Genomic DNA, 15,742 nt, shown 5'->3' with positions numbered 1-15,742 from the left:
GAACTAGGGTTCTACTGGCGAACAGCCGTGTTCAGCAGATTGCGGGTACTCGTTTGCGTTGCCCGCATTCTCAGAATATCTTCCCCGGGCGTCAGCCCAAAGTAACGTTTAAATTCCCGGCTGAACTGAGAAGGGCTTTCGTAGCCCACTTGCATGGCCGCAGCCCCTGCTTTCATCCCGTCATGCAGCATCAATAAACGCGCTTTGTGTAACCGGTAGGTTTTCAGGTACTGCAACGGTGAAGTACTGGTGACAGATTTAAAATTGTGATGAAACGCTGATACGCTCATGTTCGCTTCTATAGCCAGCTGGTCGACCGTCAGGTTATCGCGGTACTGAGTTTCAATACGCCGCAATGCCCGGCTAATCAGGCTGAAATGGGTATGGCGGCTGACCAAAGCCAGTAATGCCCCACCTACCGGCCCGGTCAACAAATGATAAAGAATCTCCCGAATAATAGCTTTACCCAGGATGCGCGCATCCAGCGGGCTTTCCAGCACATCCAGCAAGCGCTCAACAGCACACAAAATGGGTTCAGATAAAGGTGCTGAATGAATACCACTGGATACAGGACGCGGCTGGAACCCCGGCTCTTCGCCAATATCCATAAGCAGAGCCTGTAACTGCATGATGTTGATGTTGATGCGTAACCCGGCAAGCGGTTCTTCTGGTGTTGCTGCAGTTTCACATTCAAAAGGCAATGGCACTGTCAGCAATAAATATTCGTTCACATCATAGCGAAAGACACGATCATTAAGATAACCCGTTTTGTGGCCTGAAAAGAGAAAAACAACACCTGGTTCATACATTACCGGCGTGCGGGGATACGGAGATTCCCCATAGAGCAGGCTAATTTCACCACCAAAAAAATTAGAAGTATTTTTTATATTTATCAGGTGATTAACCTTTTCTTTTAACGCCAGGCAAATTTCACTTCGGCTCATTTTCACTTACCAGGTTGAGAGAATACGGACAAAGTACAGTCTACCTGAAATGAATTCTTTCTCTATTACTTTGTAGAAATAGGCAAATCAATTGCAGAAATGAGCATTGAGCAATGGAGCGTAGAATCAGACAATAAACGCCAACGCCCCACAGGGCATAATTAATTATCTAAGGGTACACCCCATGAACAATTTCGATTTACATACCCCTACCCGCATTTTATTTGGTAAAGGTGCACTGTCTTCACTGCGCGAAAATATTCCGGCAGATGCCCACATTCTTATCACCTACGGCGGCGGCAGCGTGAAAAAAACTGGCGTGCTTGACCAGGTGCTCACTGCTCTGGATGGTTTAAATGTACAAACTTTTGGTGGCATTGAACCGAACCCGGCGTATGAAACCCTGATGAAAGCCGTAGAGGTGGTTAAGAAAGAAAATATTACTTTCTTGCTGGCTGTTGGTGGCGGTTCAGTACTGGATGGCACGAAGTTTATTGCCGCCGCAGCACAATACCAGGATGGCGTGGATCCCTGGGAAATTCTGGAAACCTGGGGCAGCAATATTAAAGGTGCCCTGCCACTGGGCTCCGTGCTGACACTGCCGGCGACCGGTTCTGAATCAAACAATGGCGCAGTAGTGTCTCGCCGCACAACAGGCGACAAACGTGCATTTATGTCTCCACATGTTCAGCCACTGTTTGCGGTTCTCGACCCGGTTTATACCTACACATTACCAGCCCGCCAGGTGGCAAACGGTGTGGTTGATGCATTTATTCATACCGTTGAGCAATACATCACTTATCCGGTTAATGCGAAAGTTCAGGACCGTTTTGCTGAAGGCCTGTTGCTGACACTGAAAGAAGAAGGCCCTGTCGCGCTGAAAGAGCCAGAAAACTACGATGTCCGGGCGAATATCATGTGGGCCGCCACCATGGCGCTTAATGGCCTGATTGGGGCTGGTGTGCCGCAAGACTGGGCAACACACATGCTGGGGCATGAGCTCACCGCGATGCACGGCCTGGATCACGGGCAAACTCTGGCCATTGTTCTGCCCGCGTTGCTGAATGAAAAACGCGAACAGAAACGAGCAAAACTGCTGCAATATGCTGAACGTGTGTGGAACATCACTGAAGGAAGCGAAGATGCCCGTATTGACGCGGCCATTGATGCCACTCGCCAGTTCTTTGAAAGTATGGGAATTCCGACACATTTATCCGATTATGGTCTGGATGGCAGCACTATTCCGGCCTTATTGTCTAAACTGGAAGAACACGGCATGACCAACCTGGGCGAGCATCAGGATATTACCCTGGAAGTAAGCCGCCGTATTTATGAGGCGGCCCGCTAACCAGCATTCACGATCCTGGTTTCGACCCTTCGCTGCCACCTGCTACGGGTGGCAGCTCAATAAAGGAGGAGAGAATGGCGAATGCAAGTGTGATAAAGCTGCACGATGGTAACCTGATGCCACAACTTGGCTTAGGCGTCTGGCAGGCCAGCAATGAAGAAGTGCTAACCGCCATAAGTAGTGCACTGGATGTGGGCTACCGGGCAATAGATACCGCAGCCGCCTACCACAACGAAGAAGGCGTTGGCCAGGCATTAAAAGATAGTCATGTCCCCCGCGAAGACTTATTTATCACCACCAAACTGTGGAATGCTGACCACCTGCGCCCTGCGCAGGCACTCCAGACAAGCCTTGAAAAACTGCAGCTTGATTATATTGATCTGTGGCTGATGCACTGGCCGGTCCCGGCGAAAGGCCACTACATTGAAGCCTGGAAAAGTATGATTGATCTTCAACAGCAAGGGCTGGTGAAGAGTATCGGTGTCTGCAATTTCAATATTGATCACCTGCAGCACATTATTGATGAAACAGGCGTGCACCCGGTGATCAACCAGATTGAACTGCACCCGTTATTTCAACAACGTGCATTGCATGCATGGAATGCCACCCACCAAATACAAACGGAATCCTGGAGCCCACTGGCCCGGGCTGGTGAAGGTATTTTTGAGCAAAAGATTATTCACCATCTGGCAGACAAATACGGAAAATCCCCCGCGCAAATTATTATCCGCTGGCATCTGGATAACGGCCTGGTCGTGATCCCGAAGTCAGTAACCCCATCGCGTATTGCTGAAAACTTCAATGTCTGGGATTTCCGCCTGGAAAAAGAAGAACTGGCAGAGATGGCAAAACTGGATTGTGGTAAGCGTATTGGCCCGGACCCGGATAAATTTGGAGCATAAGGCTGCCCTGGCATATTACCAAAGCAGTGCGATATAAGCGCCTCTCGCACAAACAAACGCCCTTCATTACGAAGGGCGTTTTTTCATTTGTTAAGCCAGCCTGTTTTAGCCTTGTTTGGCCTGAGGTTTACGACGTTTTTGCGCCGCCTGAGGAGACCGCCCCGGTGTAGCCTGAGGCCCACGACCTGCAGATGCAGCCTGAGGTGCGCGGCCAGTTGCTGCCTGAGATGCACGGCCTGCAGGCGCGGCCTGAGGTGCGCGGCCAGTTGCTGCCTGAGGAGACCGGCGCTGATGAGCCATTGGCGTATGGCGTGTCAGTGCTGTCTGGCTCTTACGGTTCTGGCGGCGCGCTTCGCGCATTTCTTCCATTGTTGGTGACGGCACCAGGCACTCGCGCCGCGGGCCTATCAGGTGTTTTTTCCCCATAGCTTCCAGTGCAGAGCGAATCAACGGCCAGTTGGCCGGATCATGGTAACGCAGCAAGGCTTTATGCAGGCGGCGTTGCTTGTCACCACGCGGCACCACAATATCCTCACTCTTGTAATTCACTTTGGATAACGGGTTTTTACCGGTGTAATACATCGTGGTGGCATTCGCCAGGGGCGACGGGTAGAAGTTTTGTACCTGATCCAGGCGGAAACGGTGTTGCTTCAGCCACAATGCAAGGTTGACCATATCTTCATCCCGCGTACCTGGGTGCGCAGAAATAAAATAAGGGATCAGGTACTGCTCTTTACCTGCCTGTTTCGAATAGCTGTCAAACAGCTCTTTGAAGCGATGATAGCTTCCCATACCCGGCTTCATCATCTTCGACAACGGGCCTTCTTCGGTATGTTCAGGCGCAATCTTCAAATACCCACCCACATGGTGAGTTGCCAGTTCTTTAATGTAGCGAGGATCTTCAACTGCCAGATCGTAACGCACACCAGAAGCTATCAGGATCTTTTTAATACCACTCAGATCACGAGCACGGCGATACAAGTCAATTGTCGGCTGGTGATCGGTATCCATGTGCGGGCAGATATCCGGGTAAACGCAGGATAAACGGCGGCAGGTTTGCTCTGCGCGCGGGGATTTACAGCGCAACATATACATATTGGCGGTTGGCCCGCCCAGGTCGGAAATCACGCCCGTAAAGCCTGGCACCGTATCGCGGATCGCCTCGATTTCATTGATGATTGAATCTTCTGAGCGGCTCTGAATAATGCGCCCTTCATGTTCGGTAATAGAACAGAAAGTACACCCGCCGAAGCAACCACGCATAATATTGACTGAGAAGCGGATCATTTCATACGCCGGAATACGGCTGTCGCCATATGACGGATGCGGTACACGTTTGTAAGGCAGTGCGAACACGCTGTCCATTTCTTCAGTGGAAAGCGGAATTGCCGGTGGGTTGATCCAGATATAGCGATCACCCTGTTTTTGCATTAATGCCCGAGCGCAACCGGGGTTAGTTTCATGGTGCAGAATACGTGAAGCATGGGCGTACAACACTTTGTCGCCTTTTACTTTTTCATAGGAGGGCAACAGAATGTAAGTCTTTTCCCACGGCTTTTGCTTGAGTTTTGGCGGCTGTACCACGATAGCTTCAGCTTTTGCCCCCGCACCCACTTCAACGGCTTTGTTATTATCCGCACAAGGCAAATCCTCGCCATAGGGATGCGGGATCGGGTCTATCTTACCGGGCGTGTCCAGGCGAGTGGAGTCCACCCCTTCCCAGCCAGGCAGTGCTTCACGAACGATGATTGCAGTATTGCGCACATCTTTAATTTCACTGATTGGCTCACCCTGCGATAAACGGTGTGCCACTTCCACCAGCGGGCGCTCGCCGTTGCCAAACATCAGCATATCTGCTTTGGCATCAACCAGTACGGAACGGCGAACGGTATCAGACCAGTAATCATAATGCGCAGTACGGCGCAGGCTGGCTTCAATACCGCCAAGGATCACCGGCACATCGCTCCAGGCTTCTTTACAACGCTGAGTGTAAACCAGGGTGGCACGGTCCGGGCGTTTACCTGCGACGTTATCCGGTGTGTATGCGTCGTCGTGGCGCAATTTCCGGTCTGCCGTGTAGCGGTTAATCATGGAGTCCATATTGCCCGCAGTCACACCGAAGAACAGGTTGGGTTTACCCAGTGCCATAAATGCGTCTTTGCTGGTCCAGTCTGGCTGGGAAATAATCCCGACACGAAACCCCTGCGCTTCCAGCATACGGCCACAAATCGCCATCCCGAAACTCGGGTGGTCAACATAGGCATCACCAGTAACCAGAATAATATCGCAGCTATCCCAGCCTAATTGGTCCATCTCCTCGCGGGACATGGGCAGAAATGGGGCGGGACCAAAGCAGGCAGCCCAATATTGGGGCCATGAAAAGAGGTCGCGCTCGGGCTGAATCAGGCTGGTACGGCTCATATTGCTTCCGAAAAAAGGTAAAAAGATATCAAAGGGTCGCGATTATACGCCCGGTTAGTGCAGGAAAAGAAGAGGGCTGAACAAATTATGTTCACTTGACTACCACCTGATACCCCTGAATGCTCAGTGATATCAGGTGGATAAGCATCAGGATGCAGGTTGAACTAATAGCTGCCCAATTGAGCCCCTGTCGGCCAGTTCCAGTGTCTGGCTGGAATACAGGAAGGGGAAATGCGGCCAGGACGGCTGGCCGAAATACACCAGCAATTCCACCTGCCCGTCAACCCAGACGGTATCTTTCCAGCCTCTGTCTTCCGGGAAGGGAGCAGCGCCATTCACATTCCGCACCTGGAACATGACACCTTCGATGTGGAAAGCCTGGGGCGTATCGGCGTGAACGGTCCAGCGCTCCCAGGTCCCTTGCAGGGTTTCAATATCAATGCGGTTCACGTCCCACAACTGACCATTAATACCCGGATCATCACCCAGAGAAATATCACGGCTGCGTGTCGAAGAACCGGCAATAATATCCTCAGGTAACAGGCGCGCAGGAAGTGGGGTGGTAACCAGGGGCAACAACCCTGTTGGGCGTAGCGTTAATACTAACGTTGAAATCAGAATGCTGGATGGTTCAAAAAAGCCACGAATGCGTTCCATTATGCCGGCAGATTCCCCGCAGGTAATGGAGACGGCATCACCATTACTCATATCCACCAGCACTTCACGGCGTTCACCGGGCGCAAGAGAGAGCTGAGAAACGGATACGGGTGCCGGTAAAAAACCCTGATCACTGGAAATAACGTGCAGCGGCCGGCTATCAGACATACGTAGCTGGTAACGCCGGGCATTCGACGCATTAAGCAAACGCAGGCGTACCCAGCCTCGCGAAACTTCGACATAAGGGCCCTGCACGCCATTGACCAGCAAGGTATCACCAATAAACCCGCCATCGGAAGGTTCGCTGTAGGTTGGCGCACCAAAGTTATCCAGCCGTTTGTCCTGCAAAATTACCGGGAAATCATCCACTCCGTAGTGGTTAGGGACAGGCAATGATTTACTGACGTCATCTTCCACCAGCCACATCCCCGCCAGTCCTTTGTAAACCTGCTCGGCGGAACGGTTTGGCGTGTTTGCGCGGTACCACAACGTTGCAGCCTGCTGGCGAATCGGCAGCACCGGCGCCCAGTCTGCGTTAGGTGTCATCATGCGCGCCGAGCCGCCCATCAGAGGCCCCGGAACCTGCAACCCGGAAATCGTCATCGCGACATTTTCCGTTAACCGGTTGCTGTAAATCATTTTGACATCATCACCATTCCATACCCGAATGGTTGGCCCCATATAACGCCCGTTGAAACCCCATACCTGAGCACGCGTCCCGGCAGCAAAAGACCAGTGAGCGCTTTGCAGCGTCAGAAACAAAGGTTGCCCGCGCCGGGACTCCAGCAATGGCGGAACAGGAAGAGGCAACTGGGTGGCAGCATTGGCTTTTAACGGCAACGCCCCCACGCCCAGTGCAATGCCAGATGCCTGAATAAACTGACGCCGGCTGAGTGACATAATTGCTCCATGTAAACTGAATAAATTTGGCGGGACACCTTTCCCGCCTAAAAATGGCCAGAAAGAGGCTTAACGTTGTTCGTTTTTCTCGGACGTAACTTTTCCCGCTTCACGCAAAGCAACTTCTTCATCCAGTGCGCGAATTTTTTCTTCCATCAACTGGCGGCAATGCGCAGACAGTTCACGGACCTGATCTTTACCAAAGCTACTGGTATCAATGGGTGGCAACATTTCAACTATCACCAGCCCATTACGCCAGCGATTAAGTTTAATTTTATTGCTGGTGTTGGAAACACAGATAGGAATGACAGGCACTCCGGCAGCCAGCGCGGCATGAAATGCCCCTGCTTTAAAAGGCAATAAGCCACGACCACGGCTTCGCGTCCCTTCCGGAAACATCCAGATGGAGATATTACGCTCGCGAATCTGCTGAACTACCTGGGCAATCGTACCATGTGCTTTTGCCCGGTTATTGCGATCTATCAGCAGATTGCCTGTCAGCCAGTACAACTGCCCAAAAAAGGGGATCCACAATAAACTTTTTTTGCCCACCGTTACGGTTGATGGCTGAACTATGTAAGACGCCGTAACCATATCGTAGTTGTTTTGGTGGTTGGCAATATAAATAGCATTACCAAAATTTTCCGCGCCGGATGGTTTGCGGATTTCCACAGTTAACCCAAACACAGTCGAAAGACGGGCAAAAAGGTGGCCAAACGTGGCGACATGGCGCGGGTTTCTGGGGCTGAAGAGGCAGTAAATCGAACCGAAAACACACACCAAAATACTGTATAATACGACAATAATAAAACGAATAATCAAAAGCATAGCAACCTCTGAAGACACAGGCGATGTTCACCAGAGCCCTGGTATAATTTCAGTTTCAGGCAGGGTTCAACGCCTTTTATCCTGTCCCCTGAATAACATTAGCAACCACTATTTGCAGACCAGCTATTCACCATAACTGGAGCAAGCATTGTCAGACGCTTCGCCATAACAAACAATGGTGAGGTGAAAAAAATCATACGAATTCAGGGGAGTGAGGCACCACTCCCCCGTTCTTTTTATGCCTCGCTCTCGTCATCAGAGCGGGCTGGCGAGTCTATCTCGATATTATCAATCCGTTGCAAGCCACGCATAACCGCTCCCCGGCGCCCACGTTCCGCATGGACTTTTTGCAGCTCTTCCGGGCGCAGTTTCAGCTTCCGTTTACCTACATGGATTGTTACCGTGCTTTGTGGTGGCAGAACACGCAACCAGGCCAGTTTATCTTTCCCGCTCGCGGCATCGGCCGCAGGGATGGAGATAATTTTGTTGCCTTTACCTTTCGAGAGTTGCGGTAAATCACGAACCGGGAACATCAGCATACGCCCGGCGGTAGTAATCGCCAGTAACATATCATCATCATGATTTACCCATAACGGCGGCAATGCACGGGCATTTTCCGGCAAGCTAATCATTGCTTTACCCGCACGGTTACGGGCAACCAGGTCATTAAAGGTACACACAAAACCGTAACCGGCATCGGAAGCCATTAACAGTTTCTGCTCATCCGGAGCCATCAGAACCTGTTCAACCACCGCACCCGGCGGCAGCGTCAGTTTACCGGTAAGCGGTTCCCCCTGCCCACGGGCAGACGGCAGGTTCACCGGGTCCAGTGCATAGCTGCGCCCGGTGGAATCAATAAATACCACAGGCTGGTTGGACTTGCCTTTGGCCTCGGCCATAAAACTGTCGCCCGCTTTATAATTTAACCCGGCGGCATCAATATCATGGCCTTTGGCACTGCGAACCCAACCCATTTGCGACAACACAATCGTAACGGGTTCTGACGGCATCATCTCATGGTCGCTCATCGCCTTCGCTTCACTACGTTCGTGTAACGGAGAACGGCGGTCATCGCCATAAGCCTGTGCATCTGCCTGTAACTCTTTTTTCAGCAGGTTATTCATTTTCCGCTCAGAAGCGAGAATGCCCTGCAGTGTATCGCGTTCTTTTTCCAGATCACTCTGCTCACCACGGATTTTCACTTCTTCCAGGCGGGCAAGGTGGCGTAATTTCAGTTCAAGAATCGCTTCCGCCTGGGTATCTGAGATACCAAAGCGCGACATCAGCGCTGGCTTCGGTTCATCTTCAGTGCGGATGATTTCAATAACTTCATCAATATTCAGGAACGCAACCAACAAACCTTCGAGGATATGCAGGCGTTTCAGCACTTTCTCAAGCCGGAAACTCAGGCGGCGGCGCACTGTATCACGACGGAAAACTAACCACTCGCTGATAATTTCATGCAGGTTTTTAACCGCCGGGCGGCCATCCAAACCAATCATGTTCAGGTTAACGCGGTAGCTTTTCTCAAGGTCGGTAGTGGCAAACAGGTGGTTCATAACCTGTTCCATATCCACGCGATTAGAGCGCGGCACAATCACCAGGCGAGTCGGGTTCTCGTGGTCGGACTCATCGCGCAGGTCGTCAACCATGGGCAGTTTTTTCGCCCGCATCTGGCTGGCGATTTGTTCCAGAACCCGCGCACCGGAAACCTGGTAAGGCAGCGCAGTAATAACCACAGCGCCATCTTCTTTATTCCAGACAGCGCGCATGCGCACAGAACCACGCCCGTTCTGGTAAATGCGACGGATATCTTCACGGGAGGTAATGATTTCCGCTTCTGTGGGGTAATCCGGCCCCTGAATTATATCCAGCAAGGCATCCAGCGTGGTTTTTGGGTTTTCAATCAGGGTTACCGCAGCCTGAGCCACTTCACGCAGGTTATGAGGCGGAATATCTGTCGCCATCCCCACAGCAATGCCTGTGGTGCCGTTTAACAGAATATTGGGTAAACGGGCTGGCAGCATTTTAGGTTCGCTGAGCGTCCCGTCAAAGTTAGGGACATAGTCAACCGTTCCCTGGCCCAGTTCACTAAGCAGTACTTCGGCATAACGCGACAAACGGGATTCGGTATAACGCATCGCTGCGAAGGACTTCGGATCATCCGGTGCCCCCCAGTTCCCCTGGCCGTCTACCAGTGGATAGCGGTAGGAGAAGGGTTGCGCCATTAGCACCATTGCTTCGTAGCAGGCGCTGTCGCCATGGGGATGGTATTTACCCAGAACATCGCCAACGGTACGTGCCGACTTTTTGAATTTAGCCGCTGCATTGAGCCCCAGTTCAGACATGGAGTACACAATACGCCGCTGAACGGGTTTCAGCCCATCGCCAATAAATGGTAATGCGCGATCCATGATGACGTACATGGAATAATTGAGATACGCACTTTCCGTAAATTCATGTAGAGCACGGCGCTCTACGCCGTCATGAGTAATCTCACTCATTAATTCTTAACCCTCAAACTGACTGGCCGAAGCAAAGTTGAATGGCACTATTGTCGCCGATAGTACCCTATCTGGCGTAGAGAGTCACAAGAAGCGCATTATTGCTCCCAGAGCAAAAGTCTTTGCCTGTCTTTCCACTACAGGTGTGACGCACATCACGATAAAATCTTCTGCATCTTAACTTATCGGAAAGAGACCATGAGTAACATACTGATTGTTAATGGTGCCAAGTCATTTGGACATTCCGCCGGCCAACTGAATAATACGCTGACCGAAGAAGCTGTAGCTCAACTACGTGAGCTGGGCCACGAAGTAACAGTGAGCGTTGCCGACAGCGATTACAATGTTGACGATGAAGTTGCCCGCTTCCTGGCAGCTGACGCCATTATCTGGCAAATGCCTGGTTGGTGGATGGGCGCGCCCTGGACCGTTAAAAAATACATAGATGACGTGTTCACCGCAGGCCATGGCAGCCTGTACGCCAGTGATGGCCGTACCCGTTCAGACGCCAGCAAAAAATATGGTTCAGGCGGCCTGCTGCAGGGTAAAAAATATATGCTGTCACTGACCTGGAACGCTCCACTGGAAGCATTTACCGACAAAGAACAGTTCTTCCACGGCGTAGGGGTGGATGGCGTCTACCTGCCGTTCCACAAAGCCAATCAGTTTATTGGCCTGGAAAGTTTACCCACGTTTATTGCCAACGATGTGATTAAGCAACCAGATGTGCCGCATTATATTGCACAATATCGCGAGCATCTGCGGGCAATTTTTGCTTAACTGTTAGCACATTTAAAAAGGAGTGAATTTATGCTGACAGTGATTGCTGAAATTCGCACACGTCCAGGCGCTCATCATCGCCAGGCCGTGCTGAATGAATTTAAAACCCTGGTACCTGTTGTTCTTCAGGAAGAAGGTTGCCATGGCTACACCCCAATGGTGGATGAGAGCACCACTCTGGATTTTCAGGCAACTGCACCTGATTCCATTGTGATGGTTGAAGTGTGGGAAAGCGCCGCACATCTCAAAGCGCACCTGGAAACGCCGCATATGAAAGCATTCGGGGAAAAAACGAAGAATGATGTGCTGGATATGCACATTCGCATTCTGAAACCCGGCATCGCCTGATTTCACTCCAGTGCCAGGCACAACATAACTGTGCTGGCGTTTCTAAAAAGAAGGAAAACCCGGTTTTCCTTCTTTTTTGTTTCTGCTGTATTCTGCTTTTTTAAGCAACTTTCATCCGTTTCACCGCGCAGCCTCGTCCCTTGTTTGTGCTTCTTCCCGGCTAAGTATATTGAGTAACGCAGCAGTATCCGGGTAACCATCCAAATGCAGGCAAATCTGCTCGAGTTCTCTGCAGAGCGCCTCCGGCAACACCCGGCTGGCAAGCTGGCGGAATTTTGCCAGCAATGCCTCATCACTCAGGGGGTTTCCCGGAGAACCTGAAGGTACCGGCACCTGAACCTGCGCCACACGGCCACTGGTAGTGTGCAAGATAACCACCGGTTCTTCATCACCTTGTTGAGACGCATCAACTTCCAGAATAATGCGCGCCATCATATCGCTCACTTGTGGCGAAAGCCGCTTTTCTTCGCTGTAACTTTCCAGCCCGGCACTGCCGTAACATAAACGCGCAGCCAACGCATAAGGCAGGCTCATTTGTGCCGCAGCCAGGCTGTCAGTTGACCGTCCACCGCACATCTCCATTAAAAATGGGTTCAGCCGGACATGTATGCGCTGCACCTGAGCTAAAGGCTGCACAGATAACAACTGGTTCAGTGCATCAACCGCTGAATGGGTTCCCCGGCATGAGGCATAAGGTTTGATTGAGCAACGCGCCAGTTTCCAGACTTGCCCGAGCGATGCCACCAGTGCCTCAGGTAGCTGGCTGTGAGGTGCAATGGTTTGCAAAAAACCGCCCCATTTTTCAGCGAAAATAGCACCCGGCCCCTGAATGCCTCTTTGTGCCAGTTGCGCGGCAAACAGCCCACTCTCGGCAGCCCGGCCAGCATGCAGTTTTTTAGTTTGTGAACCATCGTGTATAAAAGCCCACAGGCCACTACTGAAACTGCCCGCAATACCCAGGGCAGCACTGCACTGAGCAGGGGGCAACCGGAGCAGGTTGCATACTGCGGCAGTGGCACCAAATACCCCGCAAGTTGCCGTCGAGTGCCAGCCTGCTTCGTTATGAGCGTTATAACCGCCACAGGCTTCCAGCACACGGCGGCCAATGTCATAGCCAATAATAAACGCGGTCAGCAAACGCTGCCCGTCAACAACGTCCCCCACCAGCGGTAATGCCGCGAGAATGGCCGGCATTACCACGGCTCCGGAGTGGTCACAGCCACCGGTATCATCCAGTTCATACATATGTGCAGCAACACCATTCAGCCAGGCCGACTGGCGCGGGGTTACCCGCCACGCCTGCCCGACAAGAAGGGACTGTGCATGCCCACCTTCTTCCCTGGCTAATGCAGCACACTGATGCCAGATATCACTGTCTGTGCCTGCGAGCATAGCGCCCAGGGTATCTAAAAAATGGCGTTTGGCTTTTTCCACCAGGTGCGGCGGAAAATCGCTGTAGCCTGTAGAGGCAATGAACTCGCCCAGCGAGTGCGCATAATCAATCACTGGTTCAGCCATGATTTTGTTCCCACAACCGCTGGAATATTTCCGCCGGGTGGTCTGGCGTATTAGCGGGTTGAGAAGAACGCCAGTGTTCGGCCACAGACTCCGCGGTGGTTAACCAGACGGGTTGTTGTTGCAACGTATCAATCAGCGCTTCCAGTAATGAAATTCGGCCTGCCGTCCCCATAATTTCCGGGTGTAAACGGAGTAAGTAACACAAACCGAACCGGTGATAACCGTAAAAGTCCTGGGTCATGTTCGCCAGTGTTTCCTGGTAGGACGCAATACGCGACTGGCCAGGTGGTACTGCCGGGCTGAGGTTAAACGCGAAATAGGGTTCATCTTCCAGTTCATAATGCAGCGGTAACTCAACCAGAGGTGTACCCGGATGGAAATACGGCAGGTCATCGCCCCGCCAGCATGAAGACCACTGAAACCCCATGCCGCTCAGTGCCTGAGCAAACCCGGGTTTCCACTGCCCGGCAGGAGTACGAAACCCCCGTGGCGCACGGCCACATAACGCTGTCAGTTTCTCTGTAGCGCGGCGCGTACAGGCAACCTGCTCTTCCAGGCTCATAGCGGAAAAATCTTCGTGCTGGTCGCCTGCACAGGCAACTTCGTGCCCTTCTGCCAAAATCCGTTCCAGCAGCAGTGGCTGTTCTTGCGCCACAATGGCAGGCAGGCACCAGGTGGTTTTCACCTGTTTTTTCGCCAGCAGATTCAGTAAACGGTCCACACCGCGCAGCGTGCCATAGCGCCAGACAGACAATGTTTTATCCCGCCCTTCAACAGCAGGAGCCTGGGTCAAAATGCCGTAGATATCATTAAAATCAATGGTGATAACCGCAGCAGAACGGTACCCCTGCGGCCAGGGCGAAGTACTCCCGGTAAACATTGTGTTTTTATCCGGCATGTTGACACTCCTGCATATACCACTCAGCGACGGCATCACAGCGGGCAAACCACACGTCGTCACGGGATGTCATATGGGCAAAGAATTTCTCCAGCAACAAAATGCGTCCGGGCTGCCCGGAGATTTTGGGGTGGAACAAAGTTGTCAGGCATAATCCTTCATCCATGGCGCCATCAAATTCCCGTTGCCAGTTATCCAGCGTCAGTGCATAGCTGGCAGTACGGTCTCCCCCTTTGGGGAAATCCGGGTTTCGGGTATAAGCCAGTGAGGCGTAGTCATCCATTTCCCACTTACCAGGAATTTCCACCAGGGGCGGGAAACCCGCAACCTCAATGCAATAAGGGCGGTCATCGCCTCTCATACTGCTCGAATAGAGAACACCTGCCGCTTTGAGCACTTCAGGGGTACTGGCATGCCAGTCTCCCGACGGGGTACGAAACCCCCGTGCGGTGATACCTAAATAGCGTTGAAAGATTTCTGCGGATTTCGCCATCACTGCATACTGTTCATCAGGGCTCAGGGCAAAAAACGATTCGTGCCGATAACCATGAAACGCAACTTCATGCCCCTGATCCACGATGGCGCGGCATTGTTCCGGCCAGTGCTCAACAACCCAGGCCGGAACAAAAAACGTGGCAGGTAACTGAAAGTCTTGCAGTAAATCGAGCAAACGACCGAGTGCCCGAAATGGCCCATACGAGCCAAAGGTAAAGTACTCCGGCGAAGACCAGATACTGCCATTAAGCATGGCATCGCCAGTTGGCCCATCTAAATCAAACGCCAGCGCCATACAACCGCGTTTTCCCTCAGGCCAACGCAATTCACCCGGTGATTGCATCATCTGCTCCTGCTTTAGCCCTGGTTGACGGTGGCTTTGGCAACACCGTTATCTGATAAGCCCCATTTAGTGAGGATTTTTTGATAGGTGCCATTGGCAATCATGTCATTCAACGCGCCCTGAATGGCATCACGTAATGCAGTGTTGTCCTTGCCAATCGCCATCCCGGTGTACTGGAAGGCGAATGCTTTATCCAGTGGCTTAAAGGTTCCCTTTTCGAGGCCCATAATGTAAGGCAGCGTTTCGCTCCCCTGCACAGCTGCATCCAGGCGGCGCTGGCGTAACTGCGTGCGTGCATCCGCGCTACCTTCAGTACCCACAACCATAACGGCCGGTTTACCCGCAGCTTCGCAATGGGATTTGCTCCAGTTAGCAATTTCCTGCGGGAATGTAGTACGGCGGCTGGTGCCAACATGTTTGCCACACAAATCAATATCATGCTGGAGATCCTGACGGGCGGTCAGCGTGTAAAACTGTGGGCCGGTTTTGAAGTAGTCAATAAAATCGACCACTTTCTGGCGTTCTTTGGTATCTGTCATACCTGACATCACCATATCGACTCGTTTGGTTACCACAGCATTGACCATCTGCTCAAACGCGATTTCCTGCCAGTTCACTTTGATACCCAGCTCTTTGCCAATGGCAACGCCCAGGTCGTAATCCACACCGGTTAACTGATTGCTGGCCGGGTCTTTAAAATCCATTGGCGGGTAGTTCGGCATAATTGCCACGGTAATTTCGCCTTTTGCCTTAATGGATGCTGGTAATTCAGTTGCCGCCCAGGTGCTGGAGGCCTGGACAACGAGTGCAGTTGCTATCACGCTCAGAAACACGTTCTTCATGGTTTACCCCGGTT

The 15,742-nt window shown here is 51.9% G+C and carries 12 protein-coding genes and 1 pseudogene; 4 read left to right on the top strand and 9 right to left on the bottom strand.

The genetic code is table 11. The annotated features are described in order from the left end of the window. Positions 1-11: 11 nt before the first annotated feature. On the bottom strand, positions 12-944 hold the full coding sequence (locus DT73_RS06315) for an AraC family transcriptional regulator (protein ID WP_051691284.1): 933 nt from the start codon (positions 942-944) through the stop codon (positions 12-14). Positions 945-1,128: 184 nt separating this feature from the next. Between DT73_RS06315 and yqhD the strand changes: the two genes are divergently transcribed. Next, positions 1,129-2,292 carry an alcohol dehydrogenase gene (gene yqhD, locus DT73_RS06310; RefSeq protein WP_036105711.1) on the top strand — a complete coding sequence of 388 codons (1,164 nt, stop codon included), beginning with the start codon at positions 1,129-1,131 and terminating at the stop codon, positions 2,290-2,292. 74 nt (positions 2,293-2,366) lie between these two features. Continuing rightward, entirely contained in the window at positions 2,367-3,194 is an 828-nt protein-coding gene (gene dkgA, locus DT73_RS06305) for a 2,5-didehydrogluconate reductase DkgA (protein ID WP_036105708.1), read from the top strand. Positions 3,195-3,401: 207 nt separating this feature from the next. On the opposite strand, the pseudogene DT73_RS06300 reads toward dkgA, so the two are convergent. From DT73_RS06300 to parC, 4 genes and pseudogenes are all read right to left on the bottom strand, one after another. Then, a pseudogene (locus tag DT73_RS06300) lies at positions 3,402-5,615 on the bottom strand (YgiQ family radical SAM protein); the annotation flags it as partial. Between the two features lie 147 nt (positions 5,616-5,762). Then, on the bottom strand, positions 5,763-7,172 hold the full coding sequence (gene ftsP, locus DT73_RS06295; RefSeq protein ID WP_036105705.1) for a cell division protein FtsP: 1,410 nt from the start codon (positions 7,170-7,172) through the stop codon (positions 5,763-5,765). 69 nt (positions 7,173-7,241) lie between these two features. Next, complete coding sequence (locus DT73_RS06290; protein ID WP_036105702.1) at positions 7,242-8,000, bottom strand: 1-acylglycerol-3-phosphate O-acyltransferase; 759 nt, start codon at positions 7,998-8,000, stop codon at positions 7,242-7,244. A gap of 236 nt (positions 8,001-8,236) precedes the next feature. Then, entirely contained in the window at positions 8,237-10,504 is a 2,268-nt protein-coding gene (gene parC, locus DT73_RS06285) for a DNA topoisomerase IV subunit A (RefSeq protein ID WP_036105699.1), read from the bottom strand. 198 nt (positions 10,505-10,702) lie between these two features. On the opposite strand from parC, the gene DT73_RS06280 reads away from it, so the two are divergent. Beyond that, complete coding sequence (locus DT73_RS06280) at positions 10,703-11,284, top strand: NAD(P)H-dependent oxidoreductase (protein ID WP_036105697.1); 582 nt, start codon at positions 10,703-10,705, stop codon at positions 11,282-11,284. 30 nt (positions 11,285-11,314) lie between these two features. Continuing rightward, positions 11,315-11,632, top strand: coding sequence for a putative quinol monooxygenase (locus tag DT73_RS06275; protein ID WP_036105695.1), 318 nt, complete (start codon positions 11,315-11,317; stop codon positions 11,630-11,632). Between the two features lie 120 nt (positions 11,633-11,752). On the opposite strand, the gene DT73_RS06270 is transcribed toward DT73_RS06275, so the two are convergent. Genes DT73_RS06270 through DT73_RS06255 form a run of 4 tightly spaced genes read right to left on the bottom strand, consistent with a single transcriptional unit; the run spans position 11,753 to position 15,728 of the window. Then, a complete protein-coding gene (locus DT73_RS06270) occupies positions 11,753-13,150 on the bottom strand; it encodes an MmgE/PrpD family protein (RefSeq protein ID WP_036105692.1) in 1,398 nt (465 codons plus the stop codon). Further along, complete coding sequence (locus DT73_RS06265; protein ID WP_235234430.1) at positions 13,143-14,048, bottom strand: polysaccharide deacetylase; 906 nt, start codon at positions 14,046-14,048, stop codon at positions 13,143-13,145. The genes DT73_RS06270 and DT73_RS06265 overlap by 8 nt, the downstream gene beginning before the upstream one ends. Then, positions 14,038-14,886 (bottom strand): polysaccharide deacetylase, encoded by an 849-nt coding sequence (locus DT73_RS06260; RefSeq protein ID WP_036105689.1) that lies wholly within the window; start codon positions 14,884-14,886, stop codon positions 14,038-14,040. Before DT73_RS06260 ends, DT73_RS06265 begins: the two co-directional genes overlap by 11 nt. A 14-nt stretch (positions 14,887-14,900) precedes the next feature. Continuing rightward, positions 14,901-15,728, bottom strand: coding sequence for an ABC transporter substrate-binding protein (locus DT73_RS06255; RefSeq protein ID WP_036105686.1), 828 nt, complete (start codon positions 15,726-15,728; stop codon positions 14,901-14,903). Positions 15,729-15,742: the final 14 nt, after the last annotated feature.

The sequence above is a fragment of the Mangrovibacter sp. MFB070 genome (genome assembly GCF_000705335.1).
Classification (GTDB): domain Bacteria; phylum Pseudomonadota; class Gammaproteobacteria; order Enterobacterales; family Enterobacteriaceae; genus Mangrovibacter; species Mangrovibacter plantisponsor.
The sequence above is the reverse complement of the archived record's forward strand: the minus strand, read 5'-3'. Positions and strand labels throughout refer to the sequence as shown.